Origin of the sequence: Rhizorhabdus argentea (genome assembly GCF_037861105.1) — a bacterium.
Lineage (GTDB): Bacteria > Pseudomonadota > Alphaproteobacteria > Sphingomonadales > Sphingomonadaceae > Rhizorhabdus > Rhizorhabdus argentea.
The window spans coordinates 44,930-61,200 of the sequence record NZ_JBANFK010000014.1 but is presented as its reverse complement, the minus strand read 5'-3'; the positions used below and the strand labels follow the sequence as shown (position 1 = coordinate 61,200).

10 protein-coding genes are annotated in these 16,271 nt (G+C 64.4%); 5 read left to right on the top strand and 5 right to left on the bottom strand.

Annotated features, from left to right (window positions below):
• Positions 1–8: 8 nt before the first annotated feature.
• The gene (gene rfbC, locus AAC645_RS13600) at positions 9–575 is read right to left on the bottom strand and encodes a dTDP-4-dehydrorhamnose 3,5-epimerase (RefSeq protein ID WP_340316805.1); all 567 of its coding nucleotides are present in this window, start codon (positions 573–575) and stop codon (positions 9–11) included.
• A 265-nt stretch (positions 576–840) separates the two neighbouring features.
• Between rfbC and AAC645_RS13595 the strand changes: the two genes are divergently transcribed.
• From AAC645_RS13595 to AAC645_RS13575, 5 genes are read left to right on the top strand one after another with little or no spacing between them, the layout of a single operon-like run.
• Positions 841–3,150, top strand: coding sequence for a glycosyltransferase family 4 protein (locus tag AAC645_RS13595; protein ID WP_340316760.1), 2,310 nt, complete (start codon positions 841–843; stop codon positions 3,148–3,150).
• Positions 3,147–4,457 (top strand): glycosyltransferase family 4 protein, encoded by a 1,311-nt coding sequence (locus AAC645_RS13590; RefSeq protein WP_340316759.1) that lies wholly within the window; start codon positions 3,147–3,149, stop codon positions 4,455–4,457. Before AAC645_RS13595 ends, AAC645_RS13590 begins: the two co-directional genes overlap by 4 nt.
• Entirely contained in the window at positions 4,454–5,248 is a 795-nt protein-coding gene (locus AAC645_RS13585) for an ABC transporter permease (RefSeq protein ID WP_340316758.1), read from the top strand. Before AAC645_RS13590 ends, AAC645_RS13585 begins: the two co-directional genes overlap by 4 nt.
• A gap of 32 nt (positions 5,249–5,280) precedes the next feature.
• A complete protein-coding gene (locus tag AAC645_RS13580; protein ID WP_340316757.1) occupies positions 5,281–6,447 on the top strand; it encodes a lipopolysaccharide biosynthesis protein in 1,167 nt (388 codons plus the stop codon).
• Positions 6,448–6,459: 12 nt separating this feature from the next.
• Positions 6,460–7,317, top strand: a complete 858-nt coding sequence (locus AAC645_RS13575; RefSeq protein ID WP_340316756.1) for a glycosyltransferase family protein — start codon at positions 6,460–6,462, stop codon at positions 7,315–7,317.
• On the opposite strand, the gene AAC645_RS13570 is transcribed toward AAC645_RS13575, so the two are convergent.
• From AAC645_RS13570 to AAC645_RS13555, 4 genes are read right to left on the bottom strand one after another with little or no spacing between them, the layout of a single operon-like run.
• Positions 7,318–8,217 (bottom strand): hypothetical protein, encoded by a 900-nt coding sequence (locus AAC645_RS13570; RefSeq protein ID WP_340316755.1) that lies wholly within the window; start codon positions 8,215–8,217, stop codon positions 7,318–7,320. It abuts the gene before it with no gap.
• A gap of 52 nt (positions 8,218–8,269) precedes the next feature.
• Positions 8,270–9,226, bottom strand: coding sequence for a class I SAM-dependent methyltransferase (locus tag AAC645_RS13565; RefSeq protein ID WP_340316754.1), 957 nt, complete (start codon positions 9,224–9,226; stop codon positions 8,270–8,272).
• Positions 9,227–9,249: 23 nt separating this feature from the next.
• Positions 9,250–11,988: a methyltransferase domain-containing protein gene (locus AAC645_RS13560; RefSeq protein ID WP_340316753.1), complete on the bottom strand. Its 2,739-nt coding sequence runs from the start codon at positions 11,986–11,988 to the stop codon at positions 9,250–9,252.
• A 58-nt stretch (positions 11,989–12,046) separates the two neighbouring features.
• Positions 12,047–16,225, bottom strand: a complete 4,179-nt coding sequence (locus AAC645_RS13555) for a glycosyltransferase (RefSeq protein ID WP_340316752.1) — start codon at positions 16,223–16,225, stop codon at positions 12,047–12,049.
• Between the last annotated feature and the right edge of the window lie 46 nt (positions 16,226–16,271).

Genomic DNA, 16,271 nt, shown 5'->3' with positions numbered 1-16,271 from the left:
CTCTCCGTTCACAGCGGCTCTATTGGAAGCAGCGGCTCGCCGTCATAGACGAAGGGACTAATCCAGCCGGCGAGCGCGGGCAACGCCATGTCCTTGGCCGACAGCACCGGGCCTTCCGGCGGCAACGGCCAGTCGATAGCGATGGTCGGGCAATCCCAGCTGATCCCGCCGTCGCACTCCGGGGCATAGACGTCCGACACCTTGTACATCACTTCGGTATCGGGCTCGAGCGTGACGAAGGCGTGGCCGAAGCCGACCGGGATATAGAGCTGGTCGCCATTGTCGGCCGACAGCTCGGCCGCGACATGGCGGCCATAGCTAGGGGAGCCTGCGCGCAGGTCGACCGCATAGTCGACGATCCGGCCGCGCGTGCAGCGGACCAGCTTGGCCTGAGCATGCGGCGGGGTCTGGAAATGGATGCCGCGGATCGTGCCGGCCAGCTTGGAATAGCTGTGATTGTCCTGGACGAACGCCTCCGCCACGCCCTCGGCGGTCCAGCGCGGGCGATGATAGGATTCGACGAACCATCCGCGATCGTCGCCGAAGCGGCGGGTGTGGATCAGCTTTACCGGCAACATCGTCTCCCCGTCTGGCTGCGACCGCGGATCGCAGGGCCGGGCCGTTCTGTCCAGTGGGCGACATGATCGCAGGCGGGAGATATCGATGTTGCAGCGCGTTAAAGGCTTCTTTACGACGCGGCGGGCCTCCCCTCGAGATGGTTGAGAAACATGATCTTCGTTCACCTCAAGGGCTGCGCACCCAGCGCAACACTCTCGAACAGGCCCTCGCAACAAGATGCGGCCTGACGTGATGGCTGCTTTGCGTCGCCTGATACGCGCCTTGACGAAGCTGGGCACCAGCAACCAGCCGGTGGCGCCGTCGGATGTGCAGCGCGGCAATATGGCGCGCGACCAGCGCGACTGGCAAGCCGCGGCCGAAGCCTATCGCGCTGCGGTGGCCGACGATCCGGACCTGGTCGCGATCTGGGTCCAGCTAGGCCACGCACTCAAGGAACAGGGCGCGCTGGTGTCCGCGATCGAGGCTTATGGGCAGGCGGCCGCGCGTCAGCCGGATCTCGCCGAAGCCTATATCTTCCTGGCTCACCTTTATAAGCAGCTGGGCAGGCACAAAATTGCGCTCGGCCATTTCCTCAGCGCGCTGCACGCTGGCGAAAAAGCCCCGCACGAAGCCGACGAGCTGCTCCACCTGCTGGCCCATCAGGGCGAGGTGGACCGCGCCGGACTGGTAGAGCTGCTGCGCGAGCGGCTGGAACGGCTGCCGCCGAGCGCCGCCGAAGCACCACTGCTGTCACAGCTCCGCGTCATCGTCACCGAGCACATGCCCGAACCGGTATCCGGTGAAGCCGCCGACGATGCCCCGCCGGCTCTGGTGTTCGATATCTCGGACCTGATCGCCTATTATGGCAATGCCAGGCTTCCGACCGGCATCCAGCGCGTTCAGATCGAAACAATTGAGGGAGCGCTGGCCCGTGCATGGGATCGCGAGATACGGCTGTGCTGTTTCATCGACGGGCGGGACGAGTGGCTGGAACTGCCGCTTGAACGGATGCAGAGCATCGCGCGGCTGAGCACGTCGGGCGGCGATCGCTTCGATCGTGAATGGACTGAGGCGGTGGCGAATCTCCGCCTGTTCCTGTCGCTGACTCATCCGTTTGAGTTTCCGCGCGGGGCCTCGCTGGTCAATCTGGGCACCAGCTGGTGGCTGCAGAACTATTTCTTGTTCGTTCGCCATGCCAAGAACACCCACGGCATCCGCTACATACCGTTCGTGCATGACATGATCCCGATCGTGGCACCGGAACATTGCGTGCGCGAACTGACCCAGGATTTCATCAGCTGGGCGATCGGGGTGTTCGACCATGCCGATCACTTCCTCGTCAACTCGGAGGCGACCCGTAAGGATCTGCTGCGCGTGGCGGCGACGCTGGGCTACAAGGTGGAGCCATCCGACGTCGCGGTGATCCCGCTCGACACTGACTTCCGCAAGGCTACAGCGTCCGAGCTGCCGGCGCGCGCGCTCGACCGTTGGCAGCTCGAGCCGGACGGTTTCGTGCTGTTCGTCTCAACGATCGAATCCCGCAAAGGTCATATGGTCGCTTTCGACGCCTGGGCCGACCTAATCGCGCGGCATGGCCCGGATGCGGTTCCGCAGCTCGTGTGCGTGGGCAACCGCGGCTGGCTGAACGATCGCATCTACGAGCGGCTGGCGCGCGATCCGGCGCTGTCTGCCAAAGTCTCGATGCTCTCCCGGCTGACCGACGAAGAACTATCACTGTTGTACCGGACCTGCCGTTTCACCGTCTATCCCAGCCTCTATGAAGGCTGGGGCCTCCCCGTTACGGAGTCGCTGGGCCATGGCAAGGTGCCGCTGATCTCCGATGCCGCCTCGCTCCCCGAGGCCGGCGGCAGTTTCGCAGTCTATGCCGCGGCAGGCTCGGTGCCGGCGCTGGTCGAAGCGGCGGAGCGGCTGATTTTCGATGCGGGCCATCGCGGCGCGCTGGAGGCGAAGATCGCCGCCGGCTTCCGCCCCCGCGCCTGGAGCGAGCTGGCGCACCAGATCACCGACGAACTCGATCGCTTCGCGCAGCGCGATACCGCGCGGCGCGGCGTCGTCATTCCGCCGCCGCCGACGGTCTGCGTCGGCGCCTGGCATCCGATCGCGCGCAACGAGTCCACGCGCATCTGGCGCGGCATCCACACCGGCGAGAGCTTCCGGTCGAACCTCGGATGGCATTGGCCGGAGGACCGGGGCTGCCGCGTGCGGGCGGAAGGCGGCGAGCTGCTGCTTCGGTTCAAGGGCCCCCATCTAAGACTGCGCATCCTGTTCCGACTGCGCGGCGACGAGGCAGGCCTGGCGCGATGGAGCATGCGTGTCGGCGACGTGACCCAGAGCGGCGAAATCCGGGCGCGCGAGGAGAAGTGGGTCTCGTTCGAGATCGCCGCCGCGAAGCGAACCCATGACGTGAAGGTCCGGATCGACGCGATCCCGGCTATGGATGGCGTCGTCATCACCTATTTCCTCGGCGGCTTCTTCCTGCATGCCGCCGAGGATCTGCTGACACGGAACGACTTCATCGAAGCGCTGGCGCTGGGGCGGCTCGACACGATCGACGCGTATCGGGAAAGATGACGGAGCTTCCGATCCGCGATACAAGCCGCGCCATGACGACCATGGCCGCACCGGGAGAAGCCACTCCATCGCCGTTGCTGCCGACCGGCGCCGAGATCATTCTCGACCTGTCGCGGTTGCTGTCGCGGACCCTCCACGCGATGCCGACCGGTATCGATCGCGTCGAGCTGGTCTATGCGCGCACTCTGCTGTCGCTGATTCCCGCCCAGTTGCACTTCGCGGCCATCAACCCGTTCGGCTTATACGGACGGCTGCCGCACGCGGCGGTGATCCGCTTCCTCGACGACACCGAGGCGCGCTGGGCCAGTCAGGAAAAGCCCGGCCGCGGCGCGCTTTTCCGCAGTGCCGCGCGCAACCTGGCGCGGCTTCGTCCGCGGCGGGTTGCGCCGGCCGGCGCCGGCGCGCGCCGCTATTATATCCAGGCCTCGCCGCACCATCTCGACAGCCCCGACCGGATTCGCGCGAAGCTGCGCGCCGAAGACGCGCGACTGATCTGCCTGGTGCATGACTTGATCCCTATCGAGTTTCCCGAATATGCCCGGCCCGATGGCGCCGCCACCCACGAGCGGCGGATCAGGGCGATGGCCGAACTCGCCGCCGGCCTGATCGCCAACAGCCAGGCGACGGCGCATTCGATGCAGCGCTTCCTGAATCGCAGCGGCACCGCTCCCGCCATCAGCATCGCCCATCTGGGCAGCGACCCGCTGCCCGCCGCAGACGATAGCCCGCCGCCCATCCTCCAGCCTTATTTCGTGGTGCTGAGCACGATCGAGCCGCGCAAGAACCACCTGCTGCTGCTCAACATCTGGCGGCGGATGGTCGAAACGCTCGGCCCCGAGCGGACGCCGCATCTGGCGATCGTCGGGCGACGTGGATGGGAGAATGAGAATGTGGTCGACATGCTCGACCGCTGCACCGCGATCCAGGGCCACATCCACGAATATTCCGGCCTTTCCGACCGCTCGGTGAGCACGCTCTTGCGGCACGCCCGCGCGCTGCTATGCCCTTCCTTCGCGGAGGGATTCGGAATGCCGGTGACTGAGGCACTGCTCTGCGGAACGCCGGTGATCTGCAGTGATCTGCCGGCGTTGCGCGAAGCCGGCGGCGTGGTTCCCGACTTCCTAGACCCCCTCGACGGGCCGGAGTGGATCAGGACGATCATGAACTATAGCGCGGATCGAGGCGACGCACGCACCGCCCAGCTGACGCGGCTCCACGGCTGGAGCCCGCCGAGCTGGCGCGCACATATCGAGGTGCTGCTCGGGCTGGTGGGTGAGATCGACGCGCGCGCAGAGGTGCGGGCATGACGGCCGCCCGGTCGAGCTTCTACGACGAGCTGACCCTGCAGCTCAACGTGATCGGGGCGCTGGTGCTGCGCGAGTTGCATACCCGTTTCGGTCGCAACAATATCGGCTATCTCTGGCTGATCGGCGAGCCGCTGATGCTGGCGACGGTGATCGGCGCACTGCACGCCTTCCAGCCCGGACACCTCGGCACGAACATGCCGCCGGTCGCGATGTCGCTGATCGGCTACTGCGTCTTCATCATCTTCCGCGGTATCTTCAACCGCGCGGAGAGCATCCTCGAGAGCAGCTTGCCGCTGATGTATCACCGGATGATTTCGGTGCTGAATCTCTCGATCGCACGCGTGGTGATCGAGGCGGCGGGCTGCTTCTGCACGCTGGTTATCCTGATCGGGCTCGCGATTCCACTCGGCTATGCCGATCCGCCCGCGCGGCCGCTCTACCTGCTGGCCGGGATCGGCTGGATGATCTGGCTGTCCTTCGCGCTGGGCCTGAACGTCACCGCGATCACCTTCGACAAGCCGACGCTGCAGCGCCTGGTCCACCCGATCTCCTATTTCATGATGCCGCTGTCGGGAGCGTTCGTCGCGACCGAATGGCTACCTTATAATCTGCAGCAGATCATGGACTGGAACCCGATGGCCGACCTGTTCGAATATGCCCGCTACGGCATGTTCGAAGGCGCATCGGACAAGCATCTGTTCGCCGGCTATATCACGGCCTGCTGCACCGCTTTGACCTATAGCGGCCTGATCGGCATAAGGCGGGTTCGCAGCCGCGTTCACCTACAGTAATAGACCCCAGCCCGACTTTATTTGGACGATCGATGCACGGAATCATCAAGCCGCAATCTTCCCACGACAGCGTCGGCCAGCCGGATCGGCTCGCTGCCGCGTCGGACTGGGCGCGCCGCAACAAATGGTTTCTCATCATCGTGATGCTGCCGACGCTGCTGGTAGCTATCTATTATTATTTGATAGCCGCCGATCAGTATCAGTCCGAAGCGCATTTCGTGGTCAAGACCTCGGACAGCTCGCCCCTCCCGTCGAGCGGCCTCGGGCAGTTCCTCGGGCTTTCGGCGGGGCTCTCGCAGGCGAGGGCCGATGCGATCAGCGTCAACGATTATCTGGATTCGCAACAGGCGGCACTGCGGCTCAACGCGGCCGTCGGACTGGTCGACCGCTTCCGCAGGCCGGAAGCCGATATCGCTACCCGGCTGTGGTTCTCCGATCCGACGCCAGAGATGCTGCTGCGCTATTACCGCAAGCAGGTGAACGTGAAGTTCAACCAGGAAACCGGGATCACCACGCTGCAGGTGCGCTCCTTCCGTCCCACCGATTCCTACGCGATCATCGATCAGCTGCTGCAGATGGGCGAGCAGCGGGTCAACCTGATCAACCGCCGCAGCCAGAATGACTCGCTGTCCACCGCCCGGCGCCAGCTTGCCGAGGCCGAGGATGCGCTCGCGGCGGTACAATCCCACCTCACCGTCTTCCGCCAGCAGCGCGGCGACCTCGATCCGGAAGGTTCGGGCAAGGCGCAGCTCACCCTCGTCACCACGCTGCAGGGCCAGCTGACCACATCGCGGGCGCAGCTCAATGCGATGCGCGGCATCATCTCGCCCAACAGCCCACAATATGTCGCCACCGCCGCGCGCGTCCGTGCACTCGAGGCGCAGGTGGCGGGCCAGACCGGCAAGCTCACCGGCGGCGGCGGCGCGATCGCAGCGCGGCTGGGCAACTACCAGGATCTCCAGGTCCGCCAGGACTTCGCGATGAAACGCTACGAGGTTGCCGCCGCGAACCTGGAGAAGGCGCGCGACGCGGCGATGAAGCAGCAGCTCTACATCGTCCGGGTCGTCGATCCCAACATGCCGGTAAAATCGGAATTCCCGGAGCGCGGCAAGATCGTGCTCACCGTCTTCCTGTCGCTGATGATCGCCTATGGCATCGGCTGGCTGCTGGTGGCGGGCGTCCGCGAGCATTCGCTGTAGGGCGGCCAGACCTTGGTCGAGCTAACGATCCTCCAGACGTCGGACGCGTTCAAATATAGCCGGATGCTGCGCGCGACATCGCGCACCGCGATCGAATATTGCCGCCGCCATGGCTTCGCCTATGAAAGCTTCATCGGCATCAAGCGCGGTTTCCACGGCGCCCAGGCAGCGTTCAACCGCATCTTCCTGCTCGAAGAGCTGGCTCACCGGGGATATCAAGGCTGGGCGCTGTACATGGATGCAGACGCCTATATCTACGATCTCGATTTCGATCTGCGCGCCTACCTTGCCGACAAGCAAGACCGCTCCGCCATCATGGCCACCATCCCCGGCGAAACCATTCCCTGGCACATCAATTCAGGGGTCCTGTTCTTCAACCTTGGCCATCCACAATCGCTCGCGCTGATCGCCGAGTGGAAGCGACGTTTCATGGCCTTGCCTGAAGAAAGGCTCCGCAATCTGCTGTCGGTGTGGGATCATGAGAATGATCAAACCATGCTGTACGAGGCGCTGGACCAGTATCCAACGCTGCGCGAGCCCGTCGCCTTCGTTGACGCGCTGCTGTTCAACCACAATCTGGGGCAGTTCATTCGGCAATTTCTGAACTCGTTAGACGGAAATATCGATAGTCGCACTGCGACGATCGAGGGCGCCGTTGCCGAGGTTCTGCAAGGTATCTCGAGCGCCGAGGAAGACGTGGAAGAACGGCTTGTCGGCGACTTCTACAGGATCGTATTCGGCAGGGACCCCGACCCGGCAAGCAAAGGTTATGTGGACCTAATCCGAACCGAAGGCTTGATCCGGGCCACACCCGTGATCATCAGTTCGCTGCTTAACAGTGAGGAATATCGTCGCAAGATCGGCGGCTGATCATCGGCGCGCGGCCTTACCTTCGCAGATCAACCAATGCATCTGACTCCCACGGCGCTCCCAGACAGAACGCCACCGATCCCAATCGTTCAGTTCGGCCAGGAACGGAAATACGTTGGGATTACGGCCGCACGCAAGCGCCTCGCTAATATCGTGTGTCTCGGAAAGTGCGTTGCGGATCGTTGGAGTAATCTCGGCGTCCCAGAGATCGTGGCATTCAATGATGATGTCCGATGACGCCAAGGAAGAGTTAGTCAGCGAATTCGAGAAGAGCGTCTTCTCGTAGCCTTCGCAATCCACGACGATCAGTGATCGGGGATATCGCTCCACAACGCTGCGCAGTGTGTCGGGATCGCAAAATTCTCCAGCGATGATCTGCTGCGCGCAACCATTCTCATTGGCAAATGCACGAAGGATATCGAGCGCTCCCTTGTCGACATCGTACGCCAGCACCGGTGTACCAGGAAACATGAGAGCTGCTCCCACGCTATAATAACCCTCGGCACAGCCTACGTCGACAACGGCATCATAGCGCCGATCACGAAAGCGCTCGAACCATGGGTGGAGCTCTGCCTCATATGTTCCGAGCAACTTTGGTGCGATATCGCCGTCACCCCGCGTCGAAAGATCAACCATCCGCATTCCCGCGAACGGACCGGATTGTACGACCAGCCCGGTACTCCGAATAACGAGATCATTGATGTTTTTCCGTTCTTCGACTGCACGTGAGGACCTGCCCTGCCAAAACTCGGCGCTGGAAAGGAGGATGTCGCGCAAGCCCCCGCTGTCGATCTCGCCGGTTTTTATCAGCCGAACATAGTCTGCCAATCCATGCTCATCGGGGTCCCGGCCTAAGATCCAACGATATGCGGCTCTGACATCACTCTCAATCATATCCATTGGAAAGCCCTAACAACAAAGTGTTGATCTGCATCGCCGTAGACCGAACGCCTTAGCTAACGCGCTGAACCGCGAAGGTATGGCTCAGCCCTATGTCGCCGGCCGCGCCGTCTTCGCGTACCTCAAGAGGACGGCAACCCATCTGCTCTATGATCTCGAAAATTAGCTTCTGCGGAATGGCGTTCATCTCCATCGAAGGTTGCTCCATAGCTAGATAGCGATCTGTAGAGAACGATTGCCCGCTGAGAAAAGTCGGAATCTGTACCACTGCAACGCCGCCTGGCGCCAATGCTTGCAATAGGCTGCGGTAAAGGGCGGCCATCACCGGCGGCGGATTATGCTGCAAGACGATCCTGCTAATGATGAAATCGAAGTCCCGATGGGAGCCGAGCTCATTGACGGAGTTGATCACCTCAAATTCGACGTTTGAGATAGACTGCTCGCCTGCCCGTTCCGCGGCCAGCCTGAGATGTGGAGGCGAAATATCGATTCCCAGCACATGTTGAGCATGAGGAGCGAGCGCAAGTGTCAAACGGCCCACGCCACAGCCGAAGTCCAGCGCCCTTTTGAAGGATACGGGCAGTCCCGCCCTGCGAAGAAAATTCAGATGAACCTTGATGTCTCCGTGCCCGCTCGCATAGAAACGATCGATGTTAGCCGAGAGGTTTTCCTGCCGATAGTCATCGCTTACCAAAACCGACCAGTGCGGCTCTGTCTCGCCGAAGGATCGCCAAGCCTTGGCGATACGGTCGAACATCTCCTGCAGCTGCTCTTTATTACACTGAATGTCTACATTGATGTGATCAACTTCGAAAAGGCGTCCGACTGCTAGCGGACGTCCAGCGCTTCTCTCATATTTTGTCACGAACTCGGGACTGCCCATGAATGCTGCCCGCAGATGCCCAATATCGTTCGCCAGCATAGCTTGCTCGATCACGAACTCACTTTCAGGCTCTCGACCCAAAATGAGACGATAGGCGGAGACAACATCTTCGCGAGTGACGGCCATAAGATTTCCCTGTCTAGATAGAGTTAGACGCCATCGAAACTGTGAGGCCGCCCGCTCATCGCTCCTTGAATGGAGCGAGCTTCGCTCGTCACATAATGCTCCTCGGCATAGCCAGCGCGTAGCCAGTGACGATTCCGTGCAACAAGCCGATAGCCGCCCGCCGCCCGCATCAGTTCGGCGACGGATGGCTGGTCGGTCAGCCCCGCCTCCTGGTTGATGCTCAGGATATGCTGCACGCCGATCCGCCGCGCATCTGCGAGATAGCCCAGCGCCGCGCCGCGCTCGATCTCCGGCAGCGAGTCCGCGTTGAAGAGGATGTCGATCGAGCCCGGCTCGGCGGTGGCAAAGGCGCTGCCGGGGAGGATTGCCACTGGCTTAGGCGGCTCGCCCGCCAGCGAGACGTCATGCCCTGCCCCCGCCAGCACATAGGCCTGGACGGCGTTCATCGTCGGCAGATCGAACAGGTGCCAGCTCTTCTGCCCCAGTTTCAGCGCGTAATAAGCGGTGAGCGCTGCCCCCGGGCCGATCTCGGCGATACGCGCCTCCACGCCGAACCCCAGCGCGTCCGCGAGCTGGCGCAGCCGCCAGGCGGCGTGGATCGAATCGAGCATCCGCATGTGCAGCACCACGCCATTGTCGACCGCAATGCCGAGGTGGCCGCCGATATGCGGCGGCGGCGAGAGATCGACGCCGAGCGCGGCCTGGATGTCGCGGAAGAGCTCGGCCGGCTCGATCATCGCATTGACGGCCCATCGGCCATTTTCGGGATTTTCCAGCGGCAGAACGCCCGTCGCCTCGGCCAGCGACACCAGCTTGTCATAGGTCCACAGCGCGAGACGATCCGCGAATTGCTGGCTGCGCGCCCGTTCGTGCTGGCGCGTGCCGCCCAGAAAGCCTTGTGCCACAGGCGACCGGCCAATGCCCGCGAGCTCCTGCGCAAGCACGGCAACATCGCCTCGGCTCAGGGTCGCCGCGAAATGCTGCTGGAACGCCGGCACTGCTCCGGCGCCGCTCGTCGCCACAGCCTTGCGCCAAGCGGCGATGATCGGTGGCAACAGGTCCGGCCGGGGCGCGGGCACCGGTGCTTCGACCAATATGGGCTGCACCCCGACCGGATGCGCGAGCCGGGCGTACCAGCGATCGTCGCCGGCGCGGGCCTCCGCAGGAGCTGCGAGGCCGCTAGCGCGCGACACGCCCTCGACCGCCGCGGCAAGCGCCCGGAGCCGGGCTTCGAACGTGGGCGAGAGCGTGCGGAGATGCTGGCGAATGAAGCTGGCGTGCGGGCCATTGAGGAAAGCCATCTGCTCGACCAGCACGGCATCCGCGATGGCGCGATCGTGCCGCAGGATTCCCTGCAGGATGTCCTGGTCGTTGCCTGCGCCGAACCATTCGCTGCCGGCGCGCAGGTCTTCGTCACTGTGCGCCGCGAAGCCGGCGGCCCATTGCTCGATCAGCGCGCGGCCGAGCGGGTGACCGAGGTTGACCAGCGCGACGCCGGCATTGACGTCCCAATGCTCGCCGGTGACGCCCGAGGTCGCGAAGATCGCCGCCCGGTCCTGCTTGTCGGCCAGATAGGTGGCCAGGTCGAAGTCGAGATCCTGGATATAGGCGTCGGCGTCGAGATAGAGTGCCCAGCCGGCGAAGCCGCGCGCCAGCAGTTCGGCGAGCATCGGAATGCGATTGAAGGTCGCCTGCCACGGGTGGAAGCCGCGCTTGACGCCCATAAAGCTCTCATAGCCCAGCGCATGGCGGCGGCAATATTCGCGGACATTGGTCGCGGTGATTGCCAGCATCCGCGCATAGCGCTCCGCGTCCGCGGTCTGCAGCACGATGATGTCGTCGCCATCGGGCTTATCGCGCGCCCGATCGCGCGCCGCAGCGCAGAGCCGGAGGACCGCGCAGAACTCGTTACGGCCATGCGCGGTGTCGTAGACCTCCGCCACCTCCAGCCCGGTCAGGCCGATCGCGCCCAGCGTCTCGATGATATTGCGAAAGCTGTCCGGCGTGAAATACCAGGCATGGACATCGATATAGCCGCCGGCGCTCATGTCATGCGCTTCCGCCGCGCGCTGCAGCCGGGCCGGTTGATCGGACGGGATGGCGGGGCCGTGATCGCCGGCCCAGTGCCGTGCCGGATCATTGTGGGTGGTGAGGGCGATATGCTCGATCACGCTCGCAACGCTATGGACGCGGCGTTGCTCGCGATGCGCCTGCATCACGCCGGCGATCGTGCTTTCGGCGATATAATGATCGAAGCAGTAGCGCTTGTCGGGAATGATCAGGCAGAACAGGCCGTCGGGCTCAAGGATCCGTTCGATCTGCTCGAGGTGGCGAACCAGATCGGGCTGATGCTCGATCGCATGGCTGCTGACGATCGCGTCGAAGCGGCGGCGGACCTGTTCGATGCCGCCGACATAGTCGATCCAGTCGGGACAGCCCGCCGGGTTCACCCCGATCTTGACGGCGCGGGCGCGCAGCTGCTCGGCGTCGAGGACGTCGAGATAGGCGATGTTGGGCCCGCGCAGCAGCGGCCGGCAGAAGGGCCCGATCTCGAGCACCGAGCGGCCGTCGTCGATCAGCCCGATCAGATTTTCGCGCAACGCCAGCGGCGATGCGACCCGGCCCTGGGCGCGGCCGATGCGGACATAATGATCGGCAGCCTCATGCGGCGCGAGATCGAGATCGGGGTTGGCGGCGAGATAATGCGCGGCGTCGAAGGCCGCGGGCAGCGCCTGGCCGCGCGCGATGGTCATGCCGGTCATGGCGTCTCCGGTAGCGGCTTGCTTCCTTCGAGCCTAGCCTAAACTAGCGCCATATCGGCTAGCGATACCAGGCGCCGCCATCATCGGCAGGCATCACCTCGAAGCAGTCGTGGCGCAGGCCGGGATGCCAAGAGGGATCGTTGTCGAGCCACTGCGCCCAGCGCTGATGGAACAGCGCATATTGATCGCCCGCGACCGGGGTCTCGCCCCGCGACGCCTTTTCCGCATGGACCATCTCGGCCGCCGGTGTGCAGATGATGCGATAGCCCAGCGCGCGCAGCCGCAGGCACAGATCGACATCGTTATATTCCAGGCTGAACTGCTCGTCGAAGCCGGCGACTTCCTCCATCAGCGACCGCCGCGTCGCGAACAGGGCGCCGGTCACCATCGACCACTCGCGCTGGACCAGCGCCCAATCCTGGTAGGTGCCGCCGACCTTCGCCCGCGCGGCCCAGGCATGGGCGATGGCGCCGAATTGCGGCACGATGCCGGCATGCTGCAGTCGGCCGTCGGCATAAAGCAGCCGCGCCCCGACCCCACCGACGCTCTCGTCCATCGCGAAGCCGACCAGCGCCTTCAGCCAGCCGGGCGTGACCGGCTGAAGGTCGTCGTTCATCAGCACGATCTGCTCGGTCTCGGCGGCGCGCCACAGTCGATTCATCTTGGCGGCATAGTTGAAGGGCTCGTTGTCGCCGCGCAGCGTCTCGATCCGGCGGAGCTCGAACGGCCAGGCCTTCGTCGCCCAGCCCGGCTCTCCGGCGATGTCGTCACCGACGATCACCGTCAGCCGCTCCATCGGCCAGTCGGCCCGGGCGATCCCCTTCAGCAGACGCTCGACATAGGTGGAGCGGCCGCCGGCGATGCGACTCCGGCGAGTAGGGATGATCAGCGATACTTCGGGAACGGCGCGCGCGAAATCGCGCTGCTGCTCCAGGCTGTCCGGCACCCGTCCCGGCTTGAAATCAAAGCCGGTGAATTGCGGCTGCTGCGCGAGCATATTGCGGCGCACCGCCGGATCGGCGATCGGACGAGCGCCGCGATAGGCCAGCAGGACCGCCGGGATGCGCTCAATCGAGGCGCCAGCGCGATGCGCGCGGAAGAGCAGGTCGTCGAGCACCGCCGAGCGCATTCCGGCGCGCAGGCCGAGCGCCGCGAACAGCGAGGCGCGAACGATCAGCGGCGCGCCGATATAGTCCTGCGCAGCGAGAAGGGTCAGGTCGAAGGCCGGCTTCAGCCGCAGCTGATCGATTCCACGAACCTCCCCCGCGGCAAAGTCGTCGCCATAGAAGATGCCGACATCGGGCCGCGCTGCCGCCGCCTCGCGCCACGCCCGCTCGAACAGCGGCGAAAGCAGCGCGTCGCGCGGCACCAGCACGATCCACTGATCCCGGTCCGTGGGGAGATCCGCAGGCAGCGGCGCATCAATCGCGCCGTCGGGCGCCAGCGCCACAATGTGCAAGGCCGGGCCCAGCGCGGCCATCTCGACCGGAATGCCCATCGACAAGTTGGACGGCACGTGCGCGCCGCCCTCGTTGCCCGGCGCCGCCACGACCGCAGCGAAGCTGGTCGCGATCTTCTCCGCAACAGCTTCGTAAGACAGCAGCGCACCGATGCGTACGCGCGCCGCGACAGCCTTGTCGTCCTCTCCGGCTTCGATCCGCGCGGCGGCTTCTAGCAGCGTGGCGGTCAGCGCGGGCTCATCGATCCGCGCCCATTGCCCGCCCTCGGTATAATGGCCGAAATCCTGCTCGAGCTGCCATGGATGAGACTTGACCGGCCAGCCGCTGTCGGTGTCGAGGAAGTCCCTGCTGCCGCCGAAATCTGTCGCGATCACGGGCTTGCCCATCGCCATGGCCTCGGCGATCGTCAGCCCGAACCCCTCCGAGCAATGCGGTGATGCATAGATGTCAGCGAGCGCCATGAGCTCGTGGAGTTCGTCGGCCGCCATCGAGCGGTCGATGAGCAGCACGCCGTCGGTGCTCTCGGCGAGCAGGCGCAGTGCTTCGCCATCCTCCGGCCGATCGTGCAGATGCTTGGTCTTGAGCAGCAGCGACCAGCCGCGCGCCGCCAGGCCTGATGCGGAAAAGGCGCGGACCAGCGCGGCGGGGTTCTTGCGGACGAGATAGCTAGAACCGTCGAACACATAGAGGATCGTGCGGCGATCGGCGGGGAGGCCGAGCCGGCCGAGCGCCGCCTCGCGGTCGAGCACAGGCGGTTCGGCGAGCGGAACGACATGCGGGATAACGTCCACCGGCGCGCCCTGCGCAGCGAAAACCTCGGCGCAATAGCGACTCGGGGCCCAGATCCTGTCGACTGACGCGAAATTACCGCGCCACGCCGGCGGGATATGCCCCATCTCCCACACCCAGTAGCCGATCCGGCGTTGCGCTTGAGCGATCGCGCCGCGCTGCTGCTCGGTCAGGAGATGCCAGCTGTCCGGGTTCAGGTGCACCAGCGCAATTTCGGCCGGTCCTTCGAAGTCGACGATGTCGGTGGCCGGCACCAGCGGCTTGTGGATGTGGAACGGCAGCTTGATCGGATGGAGGTTGACGAGCGCGCCGGTCCGCCGCATCGCAGCGATGATGCCGCGGCTCGCTTGGCCAAGGCCGTTATCGTAGTTCCAGGGTCCATAGAAGGCGACGCGTAGCGGCCCGCGACCGAGCTTCTCGCGCGGCAACCGCCGGGCGAGAAGGCGGCCGCCATCGTCGACCGGCCCGCTCTCCGCGCCCGCCGCTATCGCCGCTTCCGCCAGCGCCACGTCGAAGCCCGCCTGCGCCAGCTCCTCGCGCCATCCGGAGATGTCGGCCGCCTCGAACTCGCCACGCAGGAGGAGAAGCTTCACCAACGGCATGCCGTCGGCGATCAGCTGGCGCCAGCCGAATAGCGTCGGATTGATCGCCGTGGCGCTGGGGAAAAGGATCTCGACCTCATGGCCGCTCTGCTCGGCCAGTTCACCCAGCCGGACCTCATAGGCGCGGATCACATGATCCTTGCGCGTGAGCAGGCGGATATCGTCCATGAAGCTATGAAACGTCCGCGAGGACAACAGTCGTGCCTTGATCGCCAGCAAGTAGCTCTGGACATGCCAGCGCCACTCATGGCTCTCGGTCAACCCGACCAAATCGGCGTTGCTCTGTCGCACGCGATCCACGATTGCACCGATCCGCCCGTCACCGGTGGCCGGGAACACGCTGTCATTGGCGAGATAAAGCGTCGCGGCGCCGTAGAGCCGCGGATAGAGCTTGAGCGCGTGGCTCCACGCTCCGAAGTCATAGCCGGCGTTGCGGCGGACCATCACCGCATCGGCGAGGTCGATCAGCTCCGGTGGAAGGTCGACGGGTCGATCCACCGCCGCGATCAGGAAGATGCCGAGCTTCTGTGCTTTGAGCGATCGCAGATAGGGCAGGACATGAGGCTTGATCTTGCCCGAGCGAGAATGCGTGACGAACAGGACGATCTCGCTGTCGATCGGCAGCGACAGCGGCTTGACCACATCGCTCGGCACCGACCAGGCAACGGGATGTCCCTCGGGGTGGCGCGATGGCGGGAACAGCACGACCGGCGACTGCTCGAGTTCGGCGCCATCGGGCATGCGCCGCACGACGACTTCGACGCCCTCGCCATTCTCACCGAGATCTATGTCCAATATCGCTCGGAAGCTAAGCGTGCCATCGTCGCTCCACTGGGGAACCGCCTGCCCCACCAACTGCTCGCCGGCGTAGAACTCGACCCAGGGCTTGGAGTGCTCCGTCTCGAACAGCACCCCCGAGACGGAACGCTCAAACCATCCCTCGAGAATACCGCCGCGCGGCGCTGACATCTCCGGCACAGGCACAGGCTCAGGCTCAGGCTCAGGCTCAGGCTCAGGTGGCATGAGTTCAGCCAACGCATTGCCCGCGTGCCCATTGCCGTCGAGCGCTAGGCTCTCGCGATAATATCCAATCGCCAGATCGATGTTTCGGGTGCGGCGGGCAAGATGTCCCCGGCACAGGGCGAGATCGGCGTCGTGCGGATTGAGACCATAGGCGATCCGATAAGCCCGGTCGGCCTGCTCCGGATCGTTGCTCTCGGCGAGCATATGGCCGAGTTGCACCCAGATCGCGAAGTCGCCGGGGCGGTAGGCTAGATAGCGGCGATAATGCTCCGCGGCACCGGCCCAATCGCCTGCGTCGCGCGCCGCCGTCGCCACACGGAAGGCGCGTTCGACCGCCCGCTTTCGCCAGAACCCCCTCGTCATATGTTGCTGGCTATCATGGGATCGACGGTTACGAAACAGGCAACGA

Excerpts from the sequence above, each read along its gene's own strand:
- AAC645_RS13590 (WP_340316759.1), top strand. The coding sequence starts at position 3,147 with ATGACGGAGCTTCCGATCCGCGATACAAGCCGCGCCATGACGACCATG.
- AAC645_RS13585 (WP_340316758.1), top strand. The coding sequence starts at position 4,454 with ATGACGGCCGCCCGGTCGAGCTTCTACGACGAGCTGACCCTGCAGCTC.
- AAC645_RS13580 (WP_340316757.1), top strand. The coding sequence starts at position 5,281 with ATGCACGGAATCATCAAGCCGCAATCTTCCCACGACAGCGTCGGCCAG.
- AAC645_RS13570 (WP_340316755.1), bottom strand. The coding sequence starts at position 8,217 with ATGGATATGATTGAGAGTGATGTCAGAGCCGCATATCGTTGGATCTTA.
- AAC645_RS13565 (WP_340316754.1), bottom strand. The coding sequence starts at position 9,226 with ATGGCCGTCACTCGCGAAGATGTTGTCTCCGCCTATCGTCTCATTTTG.
- AAC645_RS13560 (WP_340316753.1), bottom strand. The coding sequence starts at position 11,988 with ATGACCGGCATGACCATCGCGCGCGGCCAGGCGCTGCCCGCGGCCTTC.
- AAC645_RS13555 (WP_340316752.1), bottom strand. The coding sequence starts at position 16,225 with ATGACGAGGGGGTTCTGGCGAAAGCGGGCGGTCGAACGCGCCTTCCGT.